Genomic DNA, 25,200 nt, shown 5'->3' with positions numbered 1-25,200 from the left:
TAGTAGTTAGTTGTTGGTTATTCTACTAACTACTAACTAATGACCCTTCGGGTGTGCGCAGAGCGCACGCCTTACGGCGAACGCCCTTCGGGTATCTCCTGCCCAGACGCTACTTTGTAAGTCCCAAAGGGACACGCTTACGCGTATCTCCGTAGGAGACGCTGCGCGAACGCTCTTAGCGTGCGCTTGCGCTTACGCAGTAGCCTGGCTGTCGGGAAACCCTCCCGCAGCACTGGTCTCACTAATGACTAAATAATGGTTCCATCTGGAATGACGGCATTTTTTAGCACGACAACGATACCACTTTTGATATGGAAACCTTGATTTTCGCGCTGAGCTTCTTGGACATTATCTTTATTGATAATTTGCACATCAGAACCGATGCGAGCATTTTTATCAATTATGGCACGACGAATTGTGGTGTTCGCACCAATCCCTAAAGGAATTTCCCCACTTTGAGAGTCTGACTGGCGTTCAGCAAATGGTTGATAGTAATCTGCTCCCATGATTAGGGAATCTTGGATAATACAACCAGCTTCAATGCGTGATCGCACTCCCAACACCGAATGTTCAACCCGGCAATTTTTGAGAATGCAACCTTCACTAATCATTGATTCTGTGATTTGGCAATCTAAAATTTTACTGGGAGGTAGGTAACGAGATCGAGTATAAATTGGCGCTTCTTCATCGTAAAAGCTAAACGACGGCTGAGGTTGTTTAGTCAGTGCTAAATTTGCATCATAAAATGCCTCAATTGTTCCGATATCTTCCCAGTATCCATCGTATAAGTAGGCTTGAACGTTGTAATTGTTTGCAGCATCGGGAATAATTTCTTTTCCAAAATCTGTCCGTTCTGAAGCTTCATTCAACAGCTTAATCAAAACTTCTTTTTTAAAGACATAAATCCCCATTGAGGCAATGTGGGGCTGTTCTTGAGCCTGTTCTGGAGTCAATCCCAGTACAGTTGTATCAACTCGCATCTCCTTTAGCGCATCACCTTTAGGTTTTTCGCTGAAATTGATTATCCTACCAGACTCATCAATTTTCACTAAGCCAAAGTCAGAGGCGCGACGCTCATCAATTGGTAGCACCGAAAGAGTAATATCGGCTTCAGTTTCCCTGTGACGCTGTACGAACTCACGGTAGTCCATGCGGTACAAGTGGTCACCGGAAAGAATAAGATATTCATCTACATCCCACTCTTCTATCAACCACAAGTACTTGCGAACCGCATCAGCTGTACCTTGGAACCAGTTGAGGCTATCTGGGGTTTGCTGTGCAGCTAGAACTTCTACAAAACCCTCCGTAAAGCCAGCAAAGCTGTAAGTACGAGCGATGTGACGGTTCAGCGAAGCTGAGTTGAATTGCGTCAGAACATAGATTTTATATATTTCTGAGTTTATACAGTTACTGACTGGAATATCGATCAAACGATATTTTCCAGCCACTGGTACGGCTGGTTTAGCCCGTAACTTAGTGAGTGGATAAAGGCGGGTACCTGCACCCCCTCCAAGGATTATTGCCAAAACTTTTTTCACAAGATTTCTCCTGACTGCCTTTCAACTCTCACCTACAGTTTAGGGCTAGCTGAGACCACTGATAAAGGGGGGGAGGCTAGATTATGGTATTACTTATGACGAATTTTCATATGACCAATAATTTGTTATGTTAGTCACTTGACTTTTTTGTAGAAATACTAAATTTCAAAATCTACTATGTAGGTTCGGAGAATGTAGGCGAATGGGCAACCCCAGACTTTTGTAGTGTTCACGCGGCTTCCCATAGGGTAGGGTTGGGTAGCACAAGTGCGTCAACTGCCGTTCATTAGTAAGGGTTTTAGGCGTTTTTAGATTTGTAATGGTAGTTTTGTTTATTTCTTTACCTATCTACATACTTGTTGAGATTCCTGGGAAACTTCAAAAAATCAATTCAATTCTGTAGCCAATCATTAATTCTCGAAAATATCACTTGTAATATTTAAACTTTTTTTAGTTGTTAATCTAAATATTATTTAATTAGCGCTCATTCCAATTTCTATTCATTAAGTAGCATACTTTATAGCGTATTGTCTCACTAACAGGGATGCAGTCATCTGTTGTGGGAACAATGCTTGCCTATAAATTTTCACCTCAAATGCTACTTATAGGGAATTTGTGCCAAATTCTAACCTGTCAAATCTTGGGAATCTCTGCAAATAAACATCCTAAACGATCACAGGATAAAAAATTCGCTGCCTGCGGCACGCTGCTAACACATTCAAACCCAGAGGAGCTTTTGTTATGGCAAAAATGGCTATTTTCTATGGCAGTACTTCCGGTATCACTGAATCAATCGCCACGAAACTACACGAGCATTTTGGTGAGGATCTTTGTGATCTTTACAGCATGGAAGAAGATTTTGAAAGCGTCGATCAAATGCTTGAGTACGATTATTTGCTCTTTGGTTGTTCTACCTGGGGTTCAGGGGAAGTCCAAAATGATTGGCGCGATCCTATATTCGAGATGTCAATCGAAAAACCGGATTTTACAGGCAAAACGATTGCTTTATTCGGTGCGGGAGATTGTGTAACTCACGGAGAACAGTTTGTTAGCGCCTTGGGTACTTTATATAACCACTTCAAAGAATTAGGTGCAACTTTAGTTGGTGAGTTCCCTCTAGACGGTTATACTTACGAATATTCCTTTGCTGTACGTGACGATAAATTTGTCGGACTACCTATTGACGAAGTGAATGAGAGCGATAAAACCGATGAGCGTATTGCAAGCTGGCTTGAGGTATTGAAACCACATTTTCCTAGCGCATCGTTGGAAACTGCTTAAATGACTCAAAAGTGAAAAGTCTTGACAGCGTATGGTGCGAGCGCGCGTTACTCATAACCTAGAGTCGCAGCTTTCTCTTTAAGTACGCTTCCCCAAAAGCGATGCTGCTTCGGGCAGTTGCGAAGCAGCATCCACTTGTTGTTTTTCACATACGATTAAACAAGCGCAAATTTTGAGACAGCTTAATATATTGAACCCAAGGCTGCTCTGACAACTGAGAAATTGCATTTGGTGATAGAGTTGCTGTGAAAACATCCTTTTCAGGAGTTACATCTGCAACACCTAAGTTTTCTAATACAGTCGTTGTATCCGTAGATGTAGCCTCATTTTCAGTATGAATAAAAACTTTTAAACCATGCTCTTGTGAGTTATTAACGTCATTGAGCGCTACTGCAAGGGCGCTATCTAGCTTTTGATAATTCATAAAAACCTTCCAGTAAGTCAACAGGGGCAAGCAAAAAAGCTTGCCCTATTATCAACCTATCAAATTATTAGGTTATCATTACCTATCCTTATACAGACTTAATGCATTTATCTGTACCTCCAACTACAGATTTTGTGCATCAATCAGTCCATAACCCCATTTGCTATCAAAGGTTCCGGCTGGTTTTTTTGGTATGGAACTATTTTTACGTAGCAGCAGTTTAATAGCACCGGGGTCAAGCTTGGGGTTACGCTGCAACAGAAGTGCGACTAAGCCAGTGATGAAGGGTGCTGCCATACTCGTACCAGCTAACGCCATGAACTTAGAATCAATGATCATTGAGCGATCAGAATTGGCATTGGAGGAAAGAGTAGAAATAATCATCGCTCCTGGTGCTGCGACATCCGGTTTTTTAGCATCATTCCGCAAAGGTCCTTCACTACTGAAATCAGAGATTGTATTCAAAGAAAAGCCCATTTCTTGCGTTGTCTTGTCTATGTCAGTGTACTTCTCTTTGCTTGTATAGGCAGCAACTGTAATTGCACTGCTGGCACATCCAGGAGAACCAATTTTCACTGAGTCAGATATACTTTGACCGGTAAATAAGGTGGATCCATCTAATGTCCACACATCCAACCGTACATCTTTGGCTGAAGTGTTTTTGAACCGTAACTGCCAAATTCCACCCTGGACGGGTGGAGTATAATTGCCCTTTCCTTTACCACGAATTTGTACTAAAACGTTATAGTCGCCATTGCCTGGATCACGTTTTGGTGTTGCAACTTGCACTTGCGAATCTTGTAAGGTGTATTCCTTGATATAATTGCCATCAGCAATGACTGGTTGGAAGGGGGTGACGAAACCGTTGGGACTACGCAAGGACACTTCTAATTGACCTGCACTAGAGTACCAACTGTTTAACGTTGCTATGCTGGCTTGATTCAATGGTACGTTGAAGCGCATGGTATGAGTTTTACCAGGAGCAACAATTGCTTGAGCGTGAATGTTATCGTTGCCCTCGTTACCAGCAGCACAGCAAACTATACGTCCAGGACCAGTTACAGAGTCAATAACTTTTGACAGCGAGTCGGTTCCGTCATGAGGGTCAAAGTGTCCCCCCAAACTCATATTAACAACGGCTGGACGTCCCAATTCTCGGGCGACGCGGAAGATGTAGCGGACAGCATCGGCAATGTGACCTTCATCCAAGTCGCTTCTGACGATGAGCAATTCTGCCTCTGGTGCGACACCACCATAGGTCGCATCCATACCAGCAGCAATTCCAGCAACGTGAGTTCCGTGACCGTTTGTATCTTGGGAAATTGTGAGTTGTGAGCCAGTTAATTCTGCCCCATATTTACCTTCTATCACTCCGGAACCAGACAGTGTTTGGTCCCAGATACGTAAAATACGTCCTTTAAAGGCGGGGTGCTTTGGATCAATACCGCTGTCGATAATACCGATAATCACTCCCTTGCCAGTAAGGTTATTATGTTTTTTCCTAAACTCCGGTATGTGTACTGTGCTTTTGGCAACGTCCATGTGCAGTTTCAGTTTGCGCGATGGCTTAATGCGCTCAATAGCAGGGTCATCAGATAAGGCGTCTAAACTTTGTACGGGTAAGAACGCCGTGCGCACGTGTCCTCTATTTTGGTTGACTTCAATACCGCGTTGTGACAAGTGACTCAAGTCTGCATTTTCATCACAGTAGATAAAAACGATGCTACGGATTGGCTTGAGATTGTTTTTAGGGGGAACTATACTCAGCATTTTGAACTGAGGAGTTAAAGCTTGCTGTCCTTCCCGTTGATAGTCTTCAAATGCTAATAGCAGTCCGGGAGATAATTTTTCATGTCTCATTTGACGTCTCTTGAATATATTGAAGTTGAATATCTGCAACATTTTAGCAGGACAATCTGAACAATTATGAATTGTGAATAATTTTAGATTTCCCTGATTGTTGAATAAAATTTATGGCAGTTCTCAAGGGGTAAAATACATATTTTTCTGAGCAATAAGGTGTTATATCCAAAGGAAAACGGCTAAAATAATGATTTTTTGGGAAATTATATTTACAGAAATTACCAATTTTCCTAAAATCAAGATTTTTCTTTGCAGAGCTACAGAATCTATTTATTGATTGATTCATTATTCATGATTGACAAATTTTTCAGTGACTTTAAGTAAATACAATTGCAGTGTGAATCTTTACGGAAGAACTTAAAAATTTTTTGGATATTTCATATCAATTGGTATCACACATGTGGAGACGTTGCATGTGAGTAAGCGCGCTCTTGGTAGGGCAACGTCTCTACAAAAGTTACTGTTCTTACAAAGAATCCTATGAGAACTGTGTTGTAGCAAAAAATACTTAAATTAAATTTGAGTTCAAATGCAGTGCGAGCCTAAAAGCTCGCACTATGTTTACAAAATTGGGATGACCGGCATCCGGGATTTAGGGGAGTAGCAGTTAAAATTTAGTACAAAACTATACTTTCCAGACCTCCTCTCACCTCGACAAAATCCAAATCAAATAACTTAAGTGATGTTATTTGGCAAAAGTTAGAACCAGTCGCGCAAAAGTTTTTCGATTGTCATTAATTATGGTGACATCAAAAAACTCAAAGGTACTCACAAATAAGGCTTTGGGCGTATAGGAGCGCAATTGGTAGAAAATGGATTTGATCGAGATCAGACATTCAAGCTTTACTTTTTTAGTTTTATCGCGGCTCTTGAGTGCATTCCATTCAAAATCAAACATGGAAAATGGAACTATACCCTAGATGTAGGCTTGAGAAACAACCAAGCCACAAGGAAGATTCCAGCTGTAAATAGTTGCGTTAGATCCATAGCAGACAGATAACCATCGGAAAACGAAGCAATACTGCGATCAGTGATTCCAAATAGCCACGACGAGATACCAAACACCCAAATTCCATTTTTTATATTTCCGACAAATTGCTTAGAGTCTGATGAGTGCCGATTTTTCATGATTTTCGACCTTGGTGAAGAATCTGATGGTTAGAGGATGCACCAGCGGCGGATACCAGCCACTAGTAGATTTCAGGTGTTATTTTTCCCCCAGCTGAAAGTTTTTCTGACTCTGGCTGTTGAACTTTATATTTATTTCATAAATTTAACAATTTTTAAGGTACTTGACATAACTGCCAAAAGGTACATATCCTCTTGTTGTGAGGATAACACAATCTAGATGTACTTTTTGTCAATAGGTTTTCAATCCTAAAATGTAAAGATTGATTTATTTTTTGGATAAATAACGTGAAGTACCCACCACCAAGCGGGTGACTTCTGCCTTTGGATACTGATCATTCCTGGGCAGAAATGAGTTAAATCAAGAAAGTGATAGCAATATGTGATATGTCAGCAGTGCGGGAGTCTAAATCCCCATCAGGGGTTGTGATTAACAATTCACCTAATGCACAGCAGTTGCAAAAAACTGCTTTACCGCACTTAGGATTGGTTTGCATTACATTGTCCAAAGAGGTGCGCTTCCGGACAATAACGCGTAAGCGCTACTTAGAACTCCCAGAGAACCAACGTGAAACCGCCCTAAAAGTCATTTATCGGGAGAACTTACAGCGCTTAGATTTGGCGTTAACTTTTTGTGTGCGCAATTCAATACAGCTTTATCGAATGTCCTCTGCTTTATTTCCGATGAGTGACTTGGAGGATGAAGTGGGCGCAACTGTTTTAGAGAATATGAGCGCAGATTTCGCCAAAATCGGGCAAAGGGCAGCAAAATTAGGCATCCGAATGGTATTACACCCGGATCAATACGTTGTGCTCAGTTCTGATTCACCGCAAGTGGTGGCATTAAGTCTTAAAATCTTAGAGCGACACGCTCGCACACTAGATTTACTAGGTTTACCGCGTTCTTCTTGGTCATTAATGAACATTCATGGTGGCAAATCTCAACGTTCGGATCAACTGGTGGATGTTATTTCTGAATTACCAGAAAACATCAAAAGCCGCTTGACTTTTGAAAATGACGAATACGCCTACAGTTCCAGTGAAATTTTAGAAGTTTGTCAACGAACTGGCATACCATTGGTATTTGATGCTCATCACCATATTTGCCATGAAAGTTTAGACAGTTACGACGATCCAAGTGTTGCCCAAATGTTTTATGCTGCAAGAGAAACTTGGGCTAACCCAGACTGGCAGTTAGTCCATATTTCCAACGGTCAACAAGCTTTCGGTGATAGGAAGCATAGTGATTTTATTAACGCTATGCCCAATGTTTACCGAGAAGCGCCTTGGATAGAAGTCGAAGCAAAAAGCAAGGAAGAGGCGATCGCCCATTTACGTTCTTGGTGGCTGCGTTAAGTTCCCTTCCCTAATCTTGGGTGTCTAAGTGCGGCTTGATCTTGTTTAGCCACTTTTTTGATTCTTCCAAGATTTCCCTTGTTTGCTTCATATGCTCCTGAGAACCCTGGAGATGTTCATTTGTTATTTGTATACGTTCCTGGGAGGACTTCTCTAATTTTTTTGCTCTTTCATTCATAACTCAAATAACTCTTTGATAATAAGCGTGAATTATAAACAATATTTCAACTACTTTACTTTGAGATCATTCCCAAAACTTAATTTTTTATTTTGTTGTTTTTCTAAGCTGAGTCCAATTTTTATTAAATTGAGCGTAGTGAGCTTTGAAGGTAACAAACTGACAACCAAGCTTTATATACCGAGCCTTAAGCTCTTGTGAATCAGTTCTAAGTTTCTTGGAATGAGCTATAATTTCATTAGCAATTTCCTTATTGAAAGTATTTTTTTGAAAAATTATCTTGTCCATCTTGTGCAATTCTTCTGATTGAACTTCTTCATCATTGATCATAGTAAGTCGCTCTACTACTGACTCGCTAGCAGATTTTTCAATTTTATAAATTGTCTGTTGCTAGTTCTTTACCCTCAAAGAGTGTTGAGTGTTCTTGCAATACACAAATTTTGGTTTGTCGCCTTTAATTCTTGCTCTACCTCTTGGGGTTGCTGCTGTTTGTACTGCAAATGTAGGTTTTGGCTCTCTACCAACTCACACAAAAACTCTGCCTGCTCAGGTAAAAACTTTATCTGCTCATAAGCAGCGAAAAACTTTTCATCACTACAGCTGTCTGTTGTTCAACTTCGGGCTGTTGGCGCTTTTTCCGCATCGTTTGAATGATATTTGTCTAGAGGAGCGATGTTACATCTAGCTTTGTAATTATATTTACAGAAATATTGAAAAAAAACAATCTTTCTTTTGGCACATGACTAAATTGAGTTTTTCTTGATAATAATATATACTTTTTGAAAAAAAAGTCAGTACAGTTTATGTTTTCTGTTAAGCGTTCCCTAGCTCAACTAGTAAGTATGGCTAGCGGGTACGGTCACGGCTACCGCTGCTCTTGCGTGCGTCTCCTACGGAGATACGCCACGAAGCGCGAACATAAACCAAACCGGATTCCTATAAAAATTATTTCTTTGAGCATAGTGCTGGTAAAACTGCTGTCGAGGAGAACTGCGCTCGTGAACATACAATAGCTAATAGACCTCTCCAAAAATGATTTTTAGTGCAAGCGCGGTAAAGGTTTCATAGCCATTTTTGGAGAGGTCTAATGAGAAAATAATCTCATGCGTTGCATATTTGCGTGAGATATTAAAAAGTTATGGCAATAGCAATAGATTTTGGTACAAGCAACACAGTCATCGCTCGCTGGAACCCTGTCACCCAACAACCAGAAACTCTCAACATACCTGGTTTATCCATTCAACAAGGTCTCAATCCCCCACTGATTCCTAGCTTGGTTTATGTTGAAAATGCCTCAAAGGGGCAAGTGTTATTGGGTCAACAAGTGCGCGATCGCGGTCTTGATTTAAAAAATGACCCGCGATTTTTCCGCAGCTTTAAACGCGGTATTGGTGCAGACATCCAAGGTTTCTTACCAGAGTTGGATGGACAAATGATTACCTTTGAGCGGGTGGGGCAATTGTTCCTCTCTCAAATCATTGAGCAATTGGCACCACTGCAAGGGGGAATAGATTCTCTGGTGTTAACAGTACCTGTAGATAGCTTTGAGGCTTATCGCCACTGGCTGGGACAAGTTTGCCAAACCCTAAACGTCGAACAGGTGCGGATGCTGGATGAACCGACAGCAGCAGCTTTGGGTTATGGTATGGTAGACCAAGAAATTCTCTTGGTAATTGACTTTGGCGGCGGAACGTTGGATTTATCTTTGGTGCGGCTAGATCAAACCGTGCAAAGAACTCAAAAGCCCGTAGGATTTCTTCTTAAGTGGGGTAACAAGTCCTTAGCCGAAGACTCAAAGCAAAAGGTAAAAACCGCTCGCGTTTTGGCGAAAGCTGGGCAAAATTTGGGTGGTACTGACATCGATAATTGGCTGGTTGATTACTTTGCCAAAACTCAAGGGTTGGTGGTGAGTCCTCTGACAACACGACTGGCGGAAAGAGTGAAGATTCAACTTTCAAGCCAAACCCAAGCAAGCGAAGTTTATTTCAACGACGAAACGTTTGAGAGTTATGAGTTAGATCTCAACCGCGACACTCTAGAAACTATCCTCGCAGAACACGCATTTTTTGAACGACTTGATGAGTCGATGACTTCTCTGTTGCAGCAAGCACGACGCCAAGGGATAGAAGTTTCAGATATTAACGCTGTTTTACTTGTCGGTGGAACTGTACAACTGAGCGCAGTACAAACATGGGTTAAGCAGTATTTTGAACCAGAAAAAATTCGTTGTGAGCGTCCTTTTGAAGCGATCGCTCAAGGCGCTTTACAAGTTGCTCAAGGCGTGGAAGTGAAAGATTTTCTCTACCATAGCTATGGTATCCGTTATTGGGATCGCCGCAACAAATGCCATAGTTGGCATCCTATCGTTAGTGCTGGTCAGCCTTACCCGATGAGTCAGCCAGTAGAATTAGTTTTGGGCGCTTCTATGGAGAGTCAGCCTAGCGTAGAATTAATTATGGGTGAGTTGAGTGCGGATACGGGCGGTACGGAAGTTTATTTTGATGGCGATCGCCTGATTACTCGCACTCCAGCCAGCTGTCAAACAAACGTCAAACCCCTCAACGATAAAGATGGGGCAAGATCAATTGCTCAACTGACACCACCAGGATTTCCGGGGAGCGATCGCATCAAAGTCGGCTTTCAAGTTGATGAACAACGCTTTTTGCGAATCACAGTTGAGGACTTGTTGACAAGTGAAACGCTGTTGGAAAATCAAGTTGTGGCGCAGTTGAGTTAAAACAGGAAACAGGGAACGCTTAACAGGGAAACTGAATAAACATGGCTTGTAGTAAGCTTTTGATACCAAGTTCTGGCTCAATTACCTCTATCCCCTCTCCTTAATAAGGAGAGGGGTGCCCGTGAGGGCGGGGTGAGGTGAGACCAGTGCTGCAGGAGGGTCTCCCTCCGTAGGCATCTGGCGAACCCGGAGGGTATCAACGCTTACTACAAAACATTCCCTACCTTTGCACTACCACTGGCGTTCCTGTCGATGCCCAGTTAAACAGCAATTTAGCGTTTTTGGGAGCTATATTTATACAACCATGACTTACTGGTGTGCCAAATTTTTTATGCCAGTAAGCACCATGAATTCCATAACTTCCGCTGTAATACATAGTATAGGGAACGTTGGGAATATCATAGTCCTCACCCTGCATTCGAGCAGACTTCTGCTTGGATTGAATTTTAAAAACACCAGTAGGAGTCGGGGTAGATTTCTTACCTGTAGAAATAATAAATGTATAAACAGGTTTGTCACCTTCCCAAGCTGTTAAGCGTTGGTTTGAAAGCTTAATTTGAATCCAACGCTGTTCGGATTGTCGTAGCGCTAGTATTTGTTGTTTAACCGTCTGGCTTTTTGATTGCGCCCAAACTTCACCTGAAGGTTGACTAACAACACTCAACGTCAGTGCAGCACCAACAAGAAATACTTTCAAGGAACGCGCCCAGCCAGGATAATTCAGGCTTTTCATAGCATATATACTCAAATGACAATATAATTTAGGGAAAGTCTTTAGCTTCCTTCTAAATTCTCCATCTGATTTCATCGTAAACCAACTACAAATTTGATTTTCTACCTGTTGGGCGATGGTGCAGAGGGGAGAACGCTGTGCACCATCGCCCAACGGCAAATCTCGTTGCGCTGGTGCTACCAAACTTGCTAAATAAGGATAAAAGTATAGGTACAGAACACTAAGAGGATGTTTGAAAAGTCGGTGAGGCAGTAAAAAAAGCTATCAAGGCATAAGCTGTAAATACGTAATAAAAGACTTCTACCCAATTTCTTTGAGAATAGGTATTCACTATAAGTATTTAATATCTGAATTTCTTCTTTGATTTATCTTCATTATTCAAACAGGACAATTTGCTCTATTCTAGATAGTTTGATTTAATTTCCCAATATTATTAACAATTAAGATGGGTTCGCCCTGGAAGGGGAATGAACCTTTACTTTTTCCCCTATAGATTGGCCGGGACGATTTTAGATTTTAAATTTTAGATTTTAGATTGGGGGTTGGTCGGTACAAGCCCCGTCCTTCTAGGACGGAATTAATTCCTCAATTCAAAATCCGCTCATTTTCAAGCTTCTCACCTTTAGGGTGGAGTCAATTCCATTATCCAAAATCCCAAATCCAAAATTGGCTGACTTCAGACTCCAACTAAAGTTGGAGACAACCTTCCACTGCGAGATGGACAGGTTCATCCATCACTCGATTGTACAAAAATGTCAACCCAGAGTGGACTACAACAAAGGGTCAATTGTCTATATTGAATCCATAGAATCCATAGCAACTTAGCGCAGTTGGGTTGTGAGACTTAAGTTTGCTCAATACAAACCGAAAGATGACTTACGACCGTAATAATTGTTCTTTATTCGTTCCGTTTTCAACCCAGGATCATATTCAAGGTGGACTGAATGCTGCTGTAGTCTTCGTCATGTATGGAGATTATGAATGTTTTCAAAGTGCCAACGTCTATCGATTTTGTTTAAGTCCCGATAGATGACATTTAACTTTAGTATAAAAAATAATAAGTATTTTAAATCTTTCTTTAACTTTTACTTCTTCAAGTACTGCATAAGTAAACCAGTTTTTCACCTATATATGGAGCAAAGTCAGCCTATTTGGTTGTACTTGCTTTCAGGGGTGTTCACCTCAGTCGTTGTACTACTATGGAGGACAAAAATTGACTGCTGCTAGGCTGATTCAGGTTTGGTGAAATTTATCAAATCGTGCAAAAGGTAAGCATAAATTCTCATGTAAAGAATTTAATCAAACAAGCCTCACACCATTGCAGCTCAACGCCTTGTAAAACAAAACTTTCAGCATTCCAGTAACCACGACCTCAAAAATCGCCGCACCTCAAACAAAGCAGGCGACGGGGTTCGATTATGTATTGGAAATCAATCCAGAAATTAGATATTTATTATGTTTAAATTAGATATACCAACACAGCCTCACATTCTGGGATTCTTGGCATTATTCAGTTATATTGTCACATTACTTCCGACGATTCTAAGAATTGTTTTCCCTCAAACAAAAGAGACTGGTATTCCTCAATTGCTACTCAAGAAACGCCGTCTTATAGGAATTTTGGCGTTCTTTTTTGCTTTTTGTCATGGGTTTCTATTAGTCAAACAAAGAAAAATTGATTTCTTAGACTTAGAGACATCTTGGATTTATATCCAAGGAATAGGAACTTTCATAATTTTTACACTTCTGGCTATCACTTCTAATGATTGGAGTGTAAAGAGGCTGAAGAAAAATTGGAAGAAATTGCATCAACTCACTTATTTGGCTATGTTTCTTTTAATCTGGCATGTTTTGGACAAAATGTCAGGTCATTGGACGTATTTAACGCCCTTTGCAATTGTGGGTCTGAGCGGAATCACAGTTTTCTTTTTTATGAGATTTAGAATTGAAAAAGGGAAAAAGCAACAAAAAAAAGAAAAGATAAGCAAAAAAGAACTCTGATAAAAATGTTGATGTGGCAATGAAAATTACAAGTCAATTTCTAAACAAGAATCATTTTTCTATGCTGTTAAAACAAACCTATTGGAAAATTTTCTTAGGGTTTGTAATCACTACAACAGCCGCTGTTGTAGGGTTGAGTTGGTGGAATTTGTCTTCAGTACCAAAGACTTCATCAACCTCTAAATCGTTGCTAACTACTCGACCTATTCGCACTCTAAAAGCGCATTCCGTATGGGTTTATGCAGTAGCAATTAGTCAGGATGGCAAAACTTTAGTCAGTGGTAGCTACGATGGCACTCTTAAGATTTGGAATCTGCAAACTGGCAAATTACTCGATACTATCGACGGTCATAGCGATGCGGTTGAATCCCTAGCCATTAGTTCTGACGGGCGTATGCTTGTTTCCGGCAGTTGGGATAATGAGGTTAAGTTGTGGAATCTTCAAACCCGCAAACTCATTCGTACTTTCTCAGGACATTTAGACGATGTTGAATCTGTTGCTATTAGTCCAGATGGAAAGCAGATCGCAAGTGGTAGTTGGGATAAGACAATCAAGCTGTGGAATGTGAAGACTGGGGAGGTGATACGCACTATAAAACAACAAGATGCAGTCAGAACCCTAGTGATAAGTCCTAATGGGCAGCTTCTTGTCAGTGGTAATGAAGACGGCAAAATTATGATTTGGGACTTCAAAACTGGAAAGTTGAGAACCCCCCTAGCAGCACATGATCAAGCCGTTTGGTCTATTGCGTTGAGTCCTGATGGCAAAACTCTTGCTAGTGGCAGTTATGACAGGACTATTAAGTTGTGGAATTCCCAGACAGGGGAATTACTGCACACCCTCTCTGGACATGACAATGGAGTTTGGTCTGTTGGCTTCAGTCCGGATGGAAAGCAAATCGCCAGTGGTAGTTATGACCGGACAATTAAGTTGTGGAATGTCCAAACTGGGCAGTTGCTTAACACTCTTGTCGGGCATAACAAAGCCGTTTGGTCTGTAGCTTTCAATCCTCAAAATCATACCCTCGCCAGTGGTAGTGCAGACAAAACTATCAAGATTTGGCAAGTGCCTTCAAAAACTGATATTGTCACGCTACCTTCTGCTGTAGAATTAGCAGCAGTTCTGACTAAACAACCAGAAAGCACAGACTCCACCCTGTTTTATCCTTTGAACCAAAAGGTTTACAACCAAGTCAATCAAGCTTGGGAACAACGAGGGCGGAGTCAGGAAAATTTAGTTTACCGCTTGGGTGCAGCCAGTGATGGAGCAATTTTAGGTTATCAACTCGTCAATTCAAATGGTGGTTACTCAACTGAAGAAACCACGAAGAAAAATGACTTACTTTCTAGGCTGGTGAAAAGACGACCAGCAACTAGGGAAGCAATTGTCCATTTCAGGGTGGTGTTTACTAAGCAAGGCATACTCCAAGTTAGCCCTTGGCAAGGGTACAACACAACTAACTAATTTTTTGCATTAAGCTTGCAGCTTTTGAAGTGATCGCCTCCCAGTTTTGTGTATCGACAAACTCTTTGGGAAACAATTGACTACTCAAACCAACTGCGATCGCCCCCGCTTCTAAAAATTCTTTGGCATTTTCTAAAGTCACACCCCCTGTCGGAATCAAGGGAATGTGACCCAAAGGTCCTCGTAAACTTCTTATATAACTGACTCCTCCCATCGCTTCTGTGGGAAACACCTTGACACAGGTTGCTCCACAAGACCAAGCAGTTACTATTTCCGTTGGGGAGAGTGCTCCTGGTATGATAGTTACGCCTATATCCACTGCTGCTTGAATCATCTTTGGATCAACGTGGGGAGTGAAGAGAAATTGTGCCCCCGCTGCAATTGCTTCTTGCATTTGTTCTAAATTTAGCAGTGTACCAGTTCCAATAGTACAATTAGGTAATTCTATTTTTAGTTGTGCAATCAGTTCAGTCGCACCAGCACTATTCCAGGTAATTTCAATTAATTGAATTCCCCCAGATGCCACAGCCAAAGCCATTTGGCGTGTCAAGGACACTTTGGGGGCGCGGACAACTGCAATAACTTTATGTTGTTTGAGCTGCGATAACCAAGCTTGACCAGACATTTTTATCGAGTTTTATATTTTAGATTAGCAGTTTTGATCATAGTAGATTGTAGTTCTCTACCTTTTGAATATTTCAAATTATGTCTGAATGATTAGGACATACATCTTGTATCCTACAATAGACATATATATTTCAATACTAGAGAGTTAAGTTGATCTTCTTCGCCTATCTTTCGGAAGATTTTTTTTGGCTATCTATCATTTTCTTAATAGTCTACTAACTAATTAGTCATAACTAATGACTAATTATTAATTAGATAAATTAAGTCGCCAGCCAGATGACAAAAATTAAATCTATTTCTAGATTAAAAAAGGATAGACATTCTTAATTGATCTGGTAATAATATTATGCCTCTCTATAAACTTGCAGACTTTGATCCAAATTACGCTGAAACTTTAGGTGGCGACGATATCACAACTTTGGACTTATATACAGAAGGTGGAGTCAGAGTTGGCTCAGTCAGCGATGTTCTAGTTGATGCAGATGGTCGCTTTCGTTATTTAGTTATAGATACTGAGTATAATTCATCTAATAAAAGAATATTGCTACCAATTGGTCTTTCCCGGACAGATTATAATCAGCGGCGTGTTTATGTCGATGGGCTGAGCAAAGAGCAAGTGCAAAGTTTACCTGTCTACAAAGATGACATGAGTGTTGATTACGATTATGAAGAGCAGCTACGTAACGCTTATCGTCCAAATTCTAGTGATGTAAATCATAATCAAGATACTTATAATTATAAACAGGATGCACCCCTGTACGACTTGAATGACCAGAACCATCAAACTTTCAAACTATATCAAGAGCGGCTTATTGCCAATAAAAACCGTGTCAAGACAGGAGAAGTCGCAGTTAGTAAGCATATTGAAACAGAAATAGCACGTGTTTCAGTACCAATTGAAAAAGAGCGAGTTATTATTGAGCGAATTAATCCTACAGATGCAGGCATCGCAGTAAATCCGAGTGAATTTCAGTTTCAAGAAGGGGAAATAGCACGCATAGAAATCTACGAAGAAAAGCCTGATATTCATAAAGAGACGTTTGTACGTGAAGAAGTCCGCGTTAGAAAAGTGGTTAAAACACAGACAATTGAAGCACAAGAAACAATTCGTCGGGAAGAGTTAGACGTTCGGACTCAAGGAGATTTACCCATAGCTCAAACTGATATGAATCCAAATGATCTTGTTTAAATTGATTTTTTCAAAACTGTTTGAATAGAGTTGTGGTCTCAAAAAAGACAGGCAAGAGAAAAAGGACTCATATTTTGCCTGTCTTTGTTATTTAAAACTCTGCTCGGAACAAAAAGTATAAAACTTAAAAAAAAGCAAGAGAAGTTAATCACAAAAAATAAGATATGACTTTAGAACACTAGTAACATCAACTGATTCCCTCGTTAGGGAGATGGAGCATATTAGATAACCTGGTTAATATCATAGATGAGAAATGAGAAAATAGGTTAAGAGGAAATTATCATGGGTTTATATAAAATTGCAGACTTTGATGCAGACTACAAAGATACTTTCCAAGGTAATGACATTAAAGGAATGGGTGTCTATGGGGAAGGAAGCGATGAGAAAGTCGGTACTGTAAGTGATGTTTTAGTAGATGAAGAAGGTCATTTCCGTTATTTAGTCGTTGACCTAGGTTTCTGGATTTTTGGCAAGAAAGTCTTGTTACCAGTTGGTCGTTCTCGCATTGACTATAATGTTGATCGCGTTTATGCAATTGGAATGACCAGAGAACAAGCTGAAAGATTACCTGAGTACAACGAGCATGACGTTCTTGATTACGACTATGAAGAGCGGGTACGCGGTACATATCGCGCTCCCTTAGATACAACAACTCCTCTGGAAGCATCGGCTGGTTTAGGAGATCCAACATATTCAGCGGCGACAGCAGGATATCAGCCAACACCAGTGGTACCAACACCAGTGGTACCAACACCTGCGGTAAATAATCCCACTTATGACCGGGATACATACAAATATGATCAAGATGCTCCGTTGTACAATATGAACGACCAGGATCATCAAACCCTCAGATTATATGAAGAACGGCTAGTTGCTAATAAGAGACGCCAGAAAGCTGGAGAAGTTACGGTTGGTAAACATATTGAAACTGAAACTGCACGAGTTGCTATTCCAGTAGAAAAAGAGCGAGTTGTTGTTGAGCGAGTCACTCCAGCAGATGCTGGTAGAGCAGTTGCTCCTGGTGAAGCAACCTTCCGTGAAGGAGAAGTTGCTCGCGTAGAAATTTACGAAGAAACAGCTGACGTTCGCAAAGAAGCTTTTCTACGTGAAGAAGTCAGAGTGAAGAAAGTAGTAGACCAAGACACGGTTGAGGCTCAAGAAACAATTCGTCGTGAAGAATTGGATATCAACGCTCCCGGTCTTCCCATTGATGAGCGTTAAATCAAATATTATTTACTAAGTGATATAAGTAGAGACGCGGAATTTCGGGTCTCTACTTATCATTAGTAAAGTAAATCAAATCAAGATTTTTGAAAAATTTAACAAAAGAACTCAGGAGTTAGGATCCAGCACGGCGCAGGAGGTGAGACCAGTGCTGGACTCACTGTAAGGCGTGGCGGGTTCGCAGTCGTGCCCGAGAGCGAGAGAGCCTCCGTAGGCGACTGCGTAAGCGCAAGCGCACGCTAAGAGCGAAACTCGGTAGAGTAGGGGTTTAAATCCCCACTGTCTATACGCTACCTACAGTTGGTTGAGATCCAAATCCCGCGAACGTAAGTGATTCTGACCGGAGGCGGAGCTATCTAGCGCTCCGCTCCTGGATTCTTTATTTTAATTTTTAGCAATGATTGACAAAGAATATAATATCAGTCATGAAAAGGCAAGTAAAATAGCAAGAATTGGTAATCTTTTAAAAAATTTAAGGGCAAAAGTCAAAAAATATGCTGTAATTGCTCGGGAAGGTCAGGTCGTAGGTGAAGTTAGAGATTTAATCATAGATATCAATCGTCAGGTAAATTTCGTTGTATCGAAGTCGGACAGTCAGGAAAATGATCGATTAATTCTATTAAGCAGTAAGCTCGTCGAAAAAATTGACTCACCAAATAAATTCATTTTCATAAACTTAAAGAAATCGCAAGTACAATATTTACCTAACTATATAGAAAGAGAAACTCAAGATAGTGAAATGGAAGATAATTTAAACACTCAAGAAGCAAACAGACAAAACTCAGAACTAATTGCAGCAGTAGCAGCTGCTACAAATAGTCAGGTTTCTTCAGTAGAAGATGTTATTCGTTTGCTCGGAGAACGATTAATCATTGAGCGCACCAAACATAAAGTTGGTGAGGTGATTGTCCGTAAAGAAATTGAAACCCAAATTGTACAAGTGCCAATCCGGCGCGAGAAACTTATAGTCGAACAAATTAGCCCAGAATACAAACAGCTTGCACAAATAGATTTAGGAGGAGAAGCAATTTCTGGTGTTGATTTGATTCAACGAGAAACATCTGCACCGACGACTAGCCATTCGGATGATGATTTAACTGTAAGTGGTGAAGTTAGCTCTCCAAAAATATCGACGACTAGCCATTTGGATGATGATTTAACTGTAAGTGGTGAAGTGAGCTCTCCAAAAATATCAACGACTACCCATTCGGATGATGGTTTAACTGTAAGTGGTGAATTTAGCTCTCCAAAAATAGCCAGTTTACTTTTAAATGCGATCGCCCTAGAGCGAAATCATGGATGCAAAGCAGTGCGAGTCACAGTCATTGTGGAAGATGAAGAACATCAGAAAACATATAAGGAGTGGTTTGCCCGCACCTCAAAAAAATAAAAACCTAATCCTATCATCCCAATAGTTTTTCAATAGACCCTAAGTCCGTAGCGACTTGGGAGTCTTTATTTTGTTGAAGTTCCCTTTTTTATCAAATAATTTGGAAAGTTGCTATGTTCTGTTGTAGCAGAATATCGTTGCATCTATATAAAAAGTTAGATAAATATGACTCGTAATATCTATGCCTTGCTGGTTGGTATTGACGAATACGTAAGTCCTGTCTCTCCCCTTCAGGGCTGTGTCAACGATATCATGGCTGTACAAGAATATTTGCAAGGACGGGTTGCGACAGATGGACACCAGCTACATCTGCGCACACTACTCAATCAAAATGCCACCCGTCAAGCAATCATTGATGGTTTCCGGCAACATCTGTGCCAAGCCAGTAGTGAGGACGTGGTATTCTTTTACTTTGCGGGGCATGGTAGTCAAGAGGAAGCCCCAGAAGAGTTTTGGATTTTAGAGCCAGACCAACTCGATGAAACCATTGTGTGTTTTGACAGTCGCAGTCCCGGAGGTTGGGACTTAGCGGATAAGGAGTTGGCGAAACTCATCGCTGAGGTAGCTGCAAAAAATCCTCACATTACTATGATTATGGACTGCTGTCATTCTGGTTCTGGGACTCGTGATTTGGACGGGGAAATAGCAGTCCGTCAAGCCCAAAGTGACCGACGAAAGCGACCTTTAGACAGCTTCATCAACTCCATAGCAGAAGTCAACCAATTAGCAGCTTCCCAGAGTCGGGAAGAAAATCTAAGTCGCTGGAAGTTCCTGCAAGGAAAACATATTTTTCTTTCAGCTTGCTTAAACACCGAATTAGCTAAAGAGTATAACGGGGATGGGCAACGTCGGGGAGCATTTTCTTACTTTTTGCTCGACACTTTAAAGAAAGCGAATGGTAACCTGAGTTATCGAGACTTATTCAAACGTACCAATGCTCTGGTTCGCTCTAAAGTTACAGCACAATCTCCGCAAATAGAAGCAACAGTTCTGGGGGAGTTAGACCAACCTTTTCTTGGGGGTGCGATAAGCGAAGCTTTAAGCCAAGGGCTTATCGCCCCACGCACTCCCTACTTCACTGTGTATGATCACAAAGACCACGGCTGGGTGATTGATGGCGGTGCAGTTCACGGAATTCCCCAACCTGTAGATGAGACAACCTTACTGGCGTTGTTTCCCTTTGAGAGTTCTGCCGAACAACTACGTCAATTGTCAGGAGCAATCGCTCAAGCAAAAGTCCTGCAAGTCCTACCGCAAGTTAGTAAAATTCAGATCAGCGGTATAGAGAACTTAAACCCCGACACAACATTCAAAGCAGTTGTCACCAGTTTACCCCTACCACCCAAAGGAGTGTTGATCACAGGAGAAGAAGCGGGAGTACAACTTGCTCGCACCGCACTCTTGCAAGCCGGTCCTCAAAGTCAACCTTCTTTATATATTCGTGAAGTCACCACCCTTGAAGAAACCGAGTTCCAACTGGTTGCTCGTGATGGTAAATATTTCATAACACGACCCGCCGATGACCGTTTGTTAGTCGCACAAATTCAGGATTACACAACCGCGACAGCTTTACAGGTTATTCAGCGATTAGAACATATTGCTCGTTGGACGAATATCGTTGAACTCTCCAGTCCCGCCAGCAGTCGCATTCGACCTAATGCAGTGCAAATGGTCATTGAACAAAACGGGCAAGAACTGCAAGATGTGCAACTGCGCTTGGAATATCGACAGGAAAATAATAAGTGGAACCCACCTTCTTTGAGAATTAAGCTGAAAAACACCACCCATGAACCACTGTACTGCTCTGTGTTGGATTTAACAGACCGCTACGCCGTTAGTGCTGATTTATTTGACGGCGGAGGACTCTGGTTACAACCAGGACAGGAAGCTTGGGCGTTAGGAGGTGACTCGATTTCTGCCACAGTTCCAGAAAAACTATGGTGGGAACAAGGAATTACCGAAGTCAAAGATATTCTCAAACTGATTGTCAGTACCGCCGAATTTGATGCTACCTTGCTCGAACAAAGCGAACTTGATTTACCTTCTCGCTCAGTATCAACACTTCGTGGTGGTAAAGGTACTCTAAACCGCCTCATGAACCGGATTCCATCTCGTGACATCACAGCCAAACCACAGGAAGAAGAATTATGTGACGACTGGGTAAGCAGTCAAATGACCATCACAACTGTGCGCCCTCAACAGACAACTTTGGCGCCCACACCAGATGCGAGTATTTCCTTGGCTGCTGTTGCAACACCGATTGTGAATCCTACTACCAACACTACTCCAGCCCAGGCAACCAAACCCAAATGGTTAATTGATATGCTTATTGGAGGATTGGCTGTATTCGCAATGATCGGCTTGCTGTTCTGGCAACACAAATCAAATGACACACAACCCAGCAATCAAAGCTTTCAAAGTCGGGTACGGTAGCCATATGTGAGGGTGCATAAGTTGCAAATGGTGTCACCTATTTCCTGATGTAATCAAACTGGTAAAAACAGAAATAAGGAACTACCGCCATGCCAGAATTTGCACGCAATATGGCATTTGTGATTGGAATTAACAATTATACCAACGGCATTTCCCCCCTGCACAACGCTGTCAATGATGCCAAAAAGCTGGTAGAAATTCTGCGCAAAAAGCATGGATACCAGGTGTCGATGTACTTAGATCAACAAGCAACTCTCAAGAATCTTCAGGATTTATTCGAGAAAACTCTCCCACAACAAGTTACCGCAGATGACCGCTTGCTGTTTTACTTTGCAGGTCATGGTATTGCCCTTAATAGTGAGGATGGTCCTGCTGGTTATTTGGTTCCCCAAGATGCCAAGTTGAGAGATACCAAAACTTACCTACCAATGACTCTGGTACATGAAAGCTTGAGTAAGTTGCCTTGCCGTCATTTCCTGGGAATCCTCGATTGCTGTTTTGCTGGGGCTTTTCGTTGGTCAAGTACTAGAGACTTGTTACCTGCACCAGAGGTAATTCATCAAGAACGCTATGATCGCTTTATTACTGACCCAGCATGGCAGGTGATAACTAGCGCCGCCTCGAATCAAAAAGCCTTAGATGCCTTTACTTTTAACATTGATCGCGGTGAAATTGACAATCATTCGCCGTTTGCCAGCGCGTTGTTTGAAGCACTCACAGGAGGAGCTGATGCTTTTCCTCGGGCTAGTAATGAGAAACTCTGTGGAGATGGGGTGATTACTGCTACAGAATTGTATTTATATTTGCGCGATCGCGTCGAATTAGCCACTCAAGGAAATTGCTTACGACAAACTCCCGGAATTTGGCCACTGAACAAACATGATAAAGGCGAGTATATTTTCCTTACACCTGGACATCCACTGAACTTACCGCCTGCACCTCCTTTAGACGAGTCGAAAAATCCTTATCGCGGCTTGCAGCCGTTTGAGGAAAAACACAGTTCACTGTTTTTCGGTAGAACTGCACTTGTAGAAAAGCTGCACAAGTTTGTCACCACTAATCCCCTCACAGTAGTGTTGGGTGCTTCCGGTTCAGGGAAGTCCAGCTTGGTGAAGGCGGGATTAGTTCCTCAACTGCAAAAGTCAACTATGGAGCAATGGTACATTTTGTCAACTATACGTCCTGGTGAGTTTCCATTGCGGGCATTGAATATTGCGCTCAAAAATGGCAAATTGCCAGAAATAGAAGTTCCCAATGCTTCTTTTGGGCAAGCTGTGAAGAACCTTGCCCAGAGTATAAAAGTTTGGGTAAGTCGCAACCCCAACTCTAAGCTGCTATTATGTATTGACCACAGTGAAGAACTGATTACCCTGTGCCGAGATGAGAAAGAACGTCAGGAGTTTTTTAGGCAATTAGGTCAGGCGATCGCCATCCATCCTCAGCAATTACGGGTAGTAATTACGCTACGCTCCGATTTTGAACCCCATCTGCGAGACTCTATCTTACAGTTGCTTCCTAATGCCCTTCAGTTGGAAAACAGCACGATAAAGAATAATTGGCAACTAGGTCGATTTATTGTGCCTGCGATGTCGCGAGCACAATTACGCCAAGCAATTGAGAAACCAGCAGAAGCACGGGTGATGTATTTCAATCCGCATAGTCTGGTAGACCAGTTGATTGACGAAGTGGCGGATATGCCAGGAGCATTGCCATTGCTGTCTTTCGCCTTGAGCGAGATGTACTTGAAGTATTTAAAGCGACAGCGCGAGGCAAGTTACAGAGGTATAACTATTGACCGCGCTCTGACTCAAGCAGATTATGAAGAATTGGGAGGGGTGATCCAATCTCTAACGCAACGCGCTGACCAGGAGTATAAAGCACTCGTGGAGCTTAACCCAGCTTACGAGCAAACTGTACGTCACGTGATGCTGCGGATGGTTGCTGTTGGGGGTGGGCAAATAGCACGCAGACAAGTACCCATGTCGGAACTGGAGTATCCAGAGGCTTTACAGCCGCAAGTCACAGAGGTGATTCAGCGCTTTAGTGATGCACGGCTGCTGATTGGTGGAACAGATGGAGAAGAGAAATGTTATGTAGAACCTGCCCATGATGCTTTAGTGCGGGGTTGGCAAAGATTGCAAAATTGGGTAAAAGAGGAGAAAAATTTAAGACTGCAACGCCGTTTAACACCTGCTGCTGTTGAGTGGAAAAGTAAGCAACAGCCAGACTATCTTTGGCAAGGTGATCCCTATCTGGATGTATTACAGAAGGAAGTACTCAATTCACCCAACAATAACTGGTTAAATCAGGTAGAAACTGAGTTTGTCCAGCGCAGCATTAGGCAAAAACATAGAAACATCCGTTCGCGTTCGCGTTGGGGCATTGGGATCACTGTGTCGCTGGTCATCACAACATTTGTTGCATCCGCAGCGACATTTATGGGGACAATATTGTCTACCTTGACACATAAACAAAATGTCATATTTGCTTCTCCCGGGCAAGAGATTCACGGGACTACTGGTTACAGATATCTCTACACTCATGACAGTGCACAAGCGTATTCAACAGTATTTAACAAAATCGTGATTGGTATTCCAGGTAAAGGTCAACCAGCATGCATAGATGTTAGTCAACTTGGTATTAAAGGGGAAAAAAATGAAGACAAAAAGCCTTTTCAGCTAACTGCACCAAAAGAGCCAGGGATATATTATGTTAGATTAACAAGCGCTTTGAAATATAATTGCGAACACTCGAATGGAAAGAAAGGCGCTATAAATAGGTCGAAAGATAAAAAATATCCAATTTTTAACGAATCAAATATTGGGATTGTTGTAGTCGGAAATATATTTGACTTGTATCTTCATTCTCAAATGTGGTCAGCGTACTCTAAAAATATACCTGATCAAACCCTTATAACTGGTCATAAAAATCATAATTCGGATATCTATCTTTATTTAAATAATTTTAATTTTAATAAATAAGTTTTGACAAAAAGTAGGGGCTATCACCTTCAATGATCCGCTAGTTCTGAATATATAAACGAAGGTAGTTCTAGAGTTATTTACATAGCGAATTTTAAAAAGCGATCAGCCCTTGGACTTCGGCGTGAGCGCGATCCCTGAGCTTGCCGAAGGGCAGTCGTTCGCGCAGCGTGCGCTTTGCGCATACGCTTGACGCTCTTGCGTATCGCCACCTCACCCGACAACTAGTTCTTACTTTTAAGAGCGATCGCTTGTATCTTAATTTTACTAAGGTTTTACTACAGCAAAAAGAGCTATTTGTCAAATATTTAGCAGCCAAGAGCGATCGCGCTCCTCAGCAAATAAAAAGCACAGACGTTGCATGTAACGTTTCTAAATGCCAAACGGTATTGAGCTATGGACCTCTGTCTTTACTGGGAGAATCAAATTCACCTTCTGTATCAGGTACAGCTTCATTTTCCAGACTTCTTTTCAATTCTTTCTTTTCTAGGTCTATCTGTTTCTTAACATCATCTGCTTCAGATGTGACTTGACTTTCAGGATCTTTTTTCGCTTCTTGATTTTCCATATTCGATATTGCACCAAAATTTTGTAACAGTGATATTACCCTTCGACTACGCTCAGGGTGAACCCCAATAAAATCATACCTCTA

General features: G+C 41.5%; 19 protein-coding genes. 11 read left to right on the top strand and 8 right to left on the bottom strand.

Going from position 1 to position 25,200, the window contains the following annotated elements; genetic code table 11:
- Positions 1-248 precede the first annotated feature (248 nt).
- The gene (locus DP114_RS31030; protein WP_171977959.1) at positions 249-1,538 is read right to left on the bottom strand and encodes a glucose-1-phosphate adenylyltransferase; all 1,290 of its coding nucleotides are present in this window, start codon (positions 1,536-1,538) and stop codon (positions 249-251) included.
- 741 nt (positions 1,539-2,279) lie between these two features.
- Between DP114_RS31030 and DP114_RS31025 the strand changes: the two genes are divergently transcribed.
- On the top strand, positions 2,280-2,819 hold the full coding sequence (locus tag DP114_RS31025; RefSeq protein WP_169268456.1) for a flavodoxin: 540 nt from the start codon (positions 2,280-2,282) through the stop codon (positions 2,817-2,819).
- Between the two features lie 145 nt (positions 2,820-2,964).
- Here DP114_RS31025 and DP114_RS31020 read toward each other — a convergent pair whose 3' ends face one another.
- The 3 genes from DP114_RS31020 to DP114_RS31010 form a co-directional block, all read right to left on the bottom strand.
- Positions 2,965-3,243 carry a hypothetical protein gene (locus tag DP114_RS31020; RefSeq protein WP_171977958.1) on the bottom strand — a complete coding sequence of 93 codons (279 nt, stop codon included), beginning with the start codon at positions 3,241-3,243 and terminating at the stop codon, positions 2,965-2,967.
- 123 nt (positions 3,244-3,366) lie between these two features.
- Positions 3,367-5,103, bottom strand: coding sequence for a S8 family serine peptidase (locus DP114_RS31015; protein ID WP_171977957.1), 1,737 nt, complete (start codon positions 5,101-5,103; stop codon positions 3,367-3,369).
- Between the two features lie 912 nt (positions 5,104-6,015).
- Complete coding sequence (locus DP114_RS31010; protein ID WP_171977956.1) at positions 6,016-6,234, bottom strand: hypothetical protein; 219 nt, start codon at positions 6,232-6,234, stop codon at positions 6,016-6,018.
- Between the two features lie 387 nt (positions 6,235-6,621).
- Here DP114_RS31010 and uvsE point away from each other — a divergent pair, with 387 nt between their 5' ends.
- Complete coding sequence (gene uvsE / locus DP114_RS31005) at positions 6,622-7,590, top strand: UV DNA damage repair endonuclease UvsE (RefSeq protein WP_171977955.1); 969 nt, start codon at positions 6,622-6,624, stop codon at positions 7,588-7,590.
- Between the two features lie 265 nt (positions 7,591-7,855).
- On the opposite strand, the gene DP114_RS31000 is transcribed toward uvsE, so the two are convergent.
- On the bottom strand, positions 7,856-8,098 hold the full coding sequence (locus tag DP114_RS31000) for a hypothetical protein (RefSeq protein WP_169268461.1): 243 nt from the start codon (positions 8,096-8,098) through the stop codon (positions 7,856-7,858).
- Positions 8,099-8,192: 94 nt separating this feature from the next.
- On the opposite strand from DP114_RS31000, the gene DP114_RS30995 reads away from it, so the two are divergent.
- On the top strand, positions 8,193-8,453 hold the full coding sequence (locus DP114_RS30995; RefSeq protein WP_171977954.1) for a hypothetical protein: 261 nt from the start codon (positions 8,193-8,195) through the stop codon (positions 8,451-8,453).
- 453 nt (positions 8,454-8,906) lie between these two features.
- Complete coding sequence (locus DP114_RS30990) at positions 8,907-10,505, top strand: Hsp70 family protein (protein WP_171977953.1); 1,599 nt, start codon at positions 8,907-8,909, stop codon at positions 10,503-10,505.
- A gap of 220 nt (positions 10,506-10,725) precedes the next feature.
- On the opposite strand, the gene DP114_RS30985 is transcribed toward DP114_RS30990, so the two are convergent.
- Positions 10,726-11,238, bottom strand: coding sequence for a L,D-transpeptidase (locus tag DP114_RS30985; protein WP_171978358.1), 513 nt, complete (start codon positions 11,236-11,238; stop codon positions 10,726-10,728).
- A gap of 1,455 nt (positions 11,239-12,693) precedes the next feature.
- Between DP114_RS30985 and DP114_RS30980 the strand changes: the two genes are divergently transcribed.
- Both DP114_RS30980 and DP114_RS30975 read left to right on the top strand, forming a co-directional pair.
- Entirely contained in the window at positions 12,694-13,239 is a 546-nt protein-coding gene (locus DP114_RS30980; RefSeq protein ID WP_169265761.1) for a ferric reductase-like transmembrane domain-containing protein, read from the top strand.
- 61 nt (positions 13,240-13,300) lie between these two features.
- On the top strand, positions 13,301-14,704 hold the full coding sequence (locus tag DP114_RS30975; protein ID WP_169265760.1) for a WD40 repeat domain-containing protein: 1,404 nt from the start codon (positions 13,301-13,303) through the stop codon (positions 14,702-14,704).
- Here the strand turns inward: DP114_RS30975 and DP114_RS30970 are convergent.
- Entirely contained in the window at positions 14,697-15,329 is a 633-nt protein-coding gene (locus tag DP114_RS30970; RefSeq protein WP_169265759.1) for a bifunctional 4-hydroxy-2-oxoglutarate aldolase/2-dehydro-3-deoxy-phosphogluconate aldolase, read from the bottom strand. The two genes, DP114_RS30975 and DP114_RS30970, sit on opposite strands and share 8 nt — an antisense overlap.
- A 348-nt stretch (positions 15,330-15,677) precedes the next feature.
- On the opposite strand from DP114_RS30970, the gene DP114_RS30965 reads away from it, so the two are divergent.
- The 5 genes from DP114_RS30965 to DP114_RS30945 all read left to right on the top strand — a co-directional run bounded on the left by DP114_RS30965 (position 15,678) and on the right by DP114_RS30945 (position 24,548).
- Positions 15,678-16,520, top strand: a complete 843-nt coding sequence (locus tag DP114_RS30965; RefSeq protein WP_169265758.1) for a DUF2382 domain-containing protein — start codon at positions 15,678-15,680, stop codon at positions 16,518-16,520.
- A 282-nt stretch (positions 16,521-16,802) separates the two neighbouring features.
- Positions 16,803-17,741, top strand: a complete 939-nt coding sequence (locus DP114_RS30960; protein ID WP_169265757.1) for a DUF2382 domain-containing protein — start codon at positions 16,803-16,805, stop codon at positions 17,739-17,741.
- A gap of 400 nt (positions 17,742-18,141) precedes the next feature.
- Positions 18,142-19,134 carry a DUF2382 domain-containing protein gene (locus DP114_RS30955; RefSeq protein ID WP_246162917.1) on the top strand — a complete coding sequence of 331 codons (993 nt, stop codon included), beginning with the start codon at positions 18,142-18,144 and terminating at the stop codon, positions 19,132-19,134.
- Between the two features lie 165 nt (positions 19,135-19,299).
- A complete protein-coding gene (locus DP114_RS30950) occupies positions 19,300-21,567 on the top strand; it encodes a caspase family protein (protein WP_171977952.1) in 2,268 nt (755 codons plus the stop codon).
- A gap of 89 nt (positions 21,568-21,656) precedes the next feature.
- Positions 21,657-24,548: a caspase family protein gene (locus DP114_RS30945; protein WP_171977951.1), complete on the top strand. Its 2,892-nt coding sequence runs from the start codon at positions 21,657-21,659 to the stop codon at positions 24,546-24,548.
- A 394-nt stretch (positions 24,549-24,942) separates the two neighbouring features.
- Here DP114_RS30945 and DP114_RS30940 read toward each other — a convergent pair whose 3' ends face one another.
- Entirely contained in the window at positions 24,943-25,116 is a 174-nt protein-coding gene (locus tag DP114_RS30940; protein WP_171977950.1) for a hypothetical protein, read from the bottom strand.
- Between the last annotated feature and the right edge of the window lie 84 nt (positions 25,117-25,200).

Source organism: Brasilonema sennae CENA114 (assembly GCF_006968745.1).
GTDB lineage: Bacteria > Cyanobacteriota > Cyanobacteriia > Cyanobacteriales > Nostocaceae > Brasilonema > Brasilonema sennae.
The sequence above is the reverse complement of the archived record's forward strand: the minus strand, read 5'-3'. Positions and strand labels throughout refer to the sequence as shown.

Coding starts and splice junctions, on each gene's coding strand:
- DP114_RS31025 (WP_169268456.1), top strand. CDS start 2,280: ATGGCAAAAATGGCTATTTTCTATGGCAGTACTTCCGGTATCACTGAA.
- DP114_RS31020 (WP_171977958.1), bottom strand. CDS start 3,243: ATGAATTATCAAAAGCTAGATAGCGCCCTTGCAGTAGCGCTCAATGAC.
- DP114_RS31015 (WP_171977957.1), bottom strand. CDS start 5,103: ATGAGACATGAAAAATTATCTCCCGGACTGCTATTAGCATTTGAAGAC.
- DP114_RS31010 (WP_171977956.1), bottom strand. CDS start 6,234: ATGAAAAATCGGCACTCATCAGACTCTAAGCAATTTGTCGGAAATATA.
- uvsE (WP_171977955.1), top strand. CDS start 6,622: ATGTCAGCAGTGCGGGAGTCTAAATCCCCATCAGGGGTTGTGATTAAC.
- DP114_RS31000 (WP_169268461.1), bottom strand. CDS start 8,098: ATGATCAATGATGAAGAAGTTCAATCAGAAGAATTGCACAAGATGGAC.
- DP114_RS30990 (WP_171977953.1), top strand. CDS start 8,907: ATGGCAATAGCAATAGATTTTGGTACAAGCAACACAGTCATCGCTCGC.
- DP114_RS30985 (WP_171978358.1), bottom strand. CDS start 11,238: ATGAAAAGCCTGAATTATCCTGGCTGGGCGCGTTCCTTGAAAGTATTT.
- DP114_RS30980 (WP_169265761.1), top strand. CDS start 12,694: ATGTTTAAATTAGATATACCAACACAGCCTCACATTCTGGGATTCTTG.
- DP114_RS30975 (WP_169265760.1), top strand. CDS start 13,301: ATGCTGTTAAAACAAACCTATTGGAAAATTTTCTTAGGGTTTGTAATC.
- DP114_RS30970 (WP_169265759.1), bottom strand. CDS start 15,329: ATGTCTGGTCAAGCTTGGTTATCGCAGCTCAAACAACATAAAGTTATT.
- DP114_RS30965 (WP_169265758.1), top strand. CDS start 15,678: ATGCCTCTCTATAAACTTGCAGACTTTGATCCAAATTACGCTGAAACT.
- DP114_RS30960 (WP_169265757.1), top strand. CDS start 16,803: ATGGGTTTATATAAAATTGCAGACTTTGATGCAGACTACAAAGATACT.
- DP114_RS30955 (WP_246162917.1), top strand. CDS start 18,142: ATGATTGACAAAGAATATAATATCAGTCATGAAAAGGCAAGTAAAATA.
- DP114_RS30950 (WP_171977952.1), top strand. CDS start 19,300: ATGACTCGTAATATCTATGCCTTGCTGGTTGGTATTGACGAATACGTA.
- DP114_RS30945 (WP_171977951.1), top strand. CDS start 21,657: ATGCCAGAATTTGCACGCAATATGGCATTTGTGATTGGAATTAACAAT.
- DP114_RS30940 (WP_171977950.1), bottom strand. CDS start 25,116: ATGGAAAATCAAGAAGCGAAAAAAGATCCTGAAAGTCAAGTCACATCT.